Source organism: Dysgonomonas gadei ATCC BAA-286 (assembly GCF_000213555.1).
Lineage (GTDB): Bacteria > Bacteroidota > Bacteroidia > Bacteroidales > Dysgonomonadaceae > Dysgonomonas > Dysgonomonas gadei.
The window spans coordinates 410298-413047 of the sequence record NZ_GL891982.1; the positions used below are offsets into that span (position 1 = coordinate 410298).

At 37.5% G+C, this 2750-nt stretch carries 3 protein-coding genes; 1 reads left to right on the plus strand and 2 read right to left on the minus strand.

Annotation, left to right across the window (positions count from 1 at the left end):
- Positions 1-249: 249 nt before the first annotated feature.
- Entirely contained in the window at positions 250-780 is a 531-nt protein-coding gene (locus HMPREF9455_RS10090) for a hypothetical protein (RefSeq protein ID WP_044215903.1), read from the minus strand.
- A gap of 380 nt (positions 781-1160) precedes the next feature.
- Here HMPREF9455_RS10090 and HMPREF9455_RS10095 point away from each other — a divergent pair, with 380 nt between their 5' ends.
- Positions 1161-1856: a helix-turn-helix domain-containing protein gene (locus HMPREF9455_RS10095; RefSeq protein ID WP_006799583.1), complete on the plus strand. Its 696-nt coding sequence runs from the start codon at positions 1161-1163 to the stop codon at positions 1854-1856.
- A 431-nt stretch (positions 1857-2287) separates the two neighbouring features.
- On the opposite strand, the gene HMPREF9455_RS10100 is transcribed toward HMPREF9455_RS10095, so the two are convergent.
- The coding region (locus HMPREF9455_RS10100) for an IS4 family transposase (protein ID WP_006799584.1) at positions 2288-2750 on the minus strand (463 nt) is incomplete at its 5' end.

The window sequence follows — 2750 nt, forward strand, 5'->3', positions numbered from 1 at the left end:
AATCCGTAAAGCGGAGGTGTAGGGCAAAATAGGGTAGCTGCTTATACACGGCTGATAATCCGGTAAAAGATGACTCCGTATTATTTTGCCCCACCGGAGCTGCGGTTTTGGGTCGCCGGAGGGATGCAGCCTTGATTTTTTGTTTCGTTTTGCATCAAGGCAAAATGAAAAAACAGAAAGGCTGGTGTGTTAGAAAAAATCCAAGGTTAAAAATCAACTACTGATTAGTATAAATAAATTATGTACCTTTTATTCCAACGCTTCTATCTGCTTAATACTTATTCCCCTGAAGCAATCATCAGCACAGTTACCGGGAGTATATCCACATAACGATATCATGCCGTCGTTTTTTGTTTCAAAGAGAATATTTGCATCTTTTCTTTCTTTCAGCCAATCCTCTTTCGCCTTTACATAAATGTCGTCCAAAGTCATGGCTATCCAGGCGTGTGTTTCTTTATGAGTATTTATTTCATCCTCACCTTCTGTCCATTCCATTTCCTCATCTTCGACAGGAGTAAGCTCTTCAGCTATATGTGTATATTCGAAATGCCGTTCTACAATTTTTCCGTCTTTAACAGTAATGGTGGTTTCCCACGAGGCCCCTACCCACGTACCGCCTTTAACTGTATACTTATACGAATTATTTGATTGAGATTTAAAGTTAAGCCACACTTTATGGCTTTTATTAAAATCATCTTCATATTTAAAATCCTCGCTATCACAAGAGGAGAATAAATATCCGGTCAACAATAACACACAAAGAAAAATTTTTCTTTTCATAATTTCTGTATTTTTCTGTTTAAAGTCGCAGATCTATTAGCTATAACTAAATAATGCTGTATTAAATACTTTCTTTTACTTAGTAACAATAAAAAAATAACTAGGAGTTTTTAGTTTTTTATTTGATATGCAAGCATATCTTGAAATATTTAGACCACAGAGTAAAAGGAGTAACACGGAGTTTTCCTTTTATAGGAACAAATAGACCATATTATTTTTTAATCATTACTTAATAATAATTATCTCAGGTATATATAGATGATGCAGCATATACAATATTAGCTGCATAGTTCCTATTTTTTCACAAAAATATTTATCAAAATAAAACATCTTTATCTATATAAGAAACTAGTTATTAAACATTAATATTTAAGTATCTTATGAAGTATAAAGAAAAAATTGCAACAGAGATTATCCGGATGATAGAGCAGGACTTGTGCAGCATATCTGAAATCTGCAAATCGTATAAAATCAGCCGCAAGACATTTTACGAATGGAAAAAGGTAAAGCCTGAATTCGGCGAAGCGGTAGAAGAAGCCATCGACCATCGCGAAGATGTGATGATAGCCTCGGCACGCATAGGACTGAAACAACTGCTCGAGGGCTACGTGCAGAAAAAAGAGAAGATCACCTATGTTCCCGATAAGAACGATCCTGTAAACGATGTGGAGAAATGCCGTGTAGTGGAAAAGAAATTCTGCCCGCCGAGCATCCGTGCTATAAAGTATGTCCTCGACCGCGAAGAAAGGAAAAAAGACAAAGATCGGTTACTTGCATCGGAGCGCCGTCCGTTGGTCATCGAAGTACAGGATGAAGAAACCAGGCGTCAACTGATGATCTTACAGGAGAACGGCTTCCGTCCGGGCGGTTCGCTCAATCCGGAGATAGTTGCGGCTGTGGACAGGAAGCTGGAAGAGGAGAAAAAAGTGAAAAGTGAAGAAATAAAAGTGAAAAGTGAACAAGGTAAAGTCATGGAACAGCCGCCTGTTGCTCAACCATCCGCCGCTCCGCTAGAGAAACCCAAGGTCAATCTTTATCCGTTTCTGCCGCCGGGATATACATCGAGAACGGATTGAGGGAGTAGTAAGTAATGAGTAATAAGTTAAAAGTTATATGAGATACGGGTAGACAAGACACGAGATACAAGTTGCTAACTGTTTACTGATGACTGAAACGAGTGTTACCTTTGTTACTTTTTGGGGGAACTGTAGGGGCGAATAAACATTCGCCCGATACTAATTACAGGCGAATGTTTATTCGCCCCTACAAAGCCTTAAAGACTGTTACCTTTTAACAGTTACAAGTTACTTCGCCCTGCGGGCAGTTACAAGTTACAAGTTGGTTTACTGATGACTGTTTACTGTTTACTGAAACAAGTGTTACCTCTGTTACTTTTTATTTAAACCCAGAGTAAAAGGAGTAGCACGGAGTTTTTTTATAAACAGGATGCTTCGCTCTGCTCTCCATCACTAATTATTAATTTTTCATCACTAGTGTTGCGTTAAAATTAATTGAATAACAATAAGTTATCAATTTGCTCTTTGACATTTTTGTAATCAGATTTATTAATCAGTTGATTTATAGGAGTTTTATCCAGCAGGGACTTGCCGAAAATTTGTAATAATTCGTAGATTGTACGTTCTGTTTTGAGTTTTTTTGCAACTATCGCTATAAGGCAATAAGCAATAACAGCACAATTTACCTGTATTTTTACGGCATTTTCGGTCGTTCCCCAAAACTGTTTGATTTTCAGATGCTGTTTTATCCATTTGAAAAACAATTCAATAGACCAACGTTTGCGATATAATTCCGTAATCGTTTTAGCATCGGAAACCAAGTCATTTGTCAGAAAAACAAACTCTCTGTTTTGCACGGTATCGTAATAACGAATCTTGCGGATTTTTTCGGGGTAGCGTTTCGGTGAATTTCCGGTTGTAAAAACACCGATTTGGTCGGACTTTATACCTGTA

Excerpts from the sequence above, each read along its gene's own strand:
- HMPREF9455_RS10090 (WP_044215903.1), bottom strand. The coding sequence starts at position 780 with ATGAAAAGAAAAATTTTTCTTTGTGTGTTATTGTTGACCGGATATTTA.
- HMPREF9455_RS10095 (WP_006799583.1), top strand. The coding sequence starts at position 1,161 with ATGAAGTATAAAGAAAAAATTGCAACAGAGATTATCCGGATGATAGAG.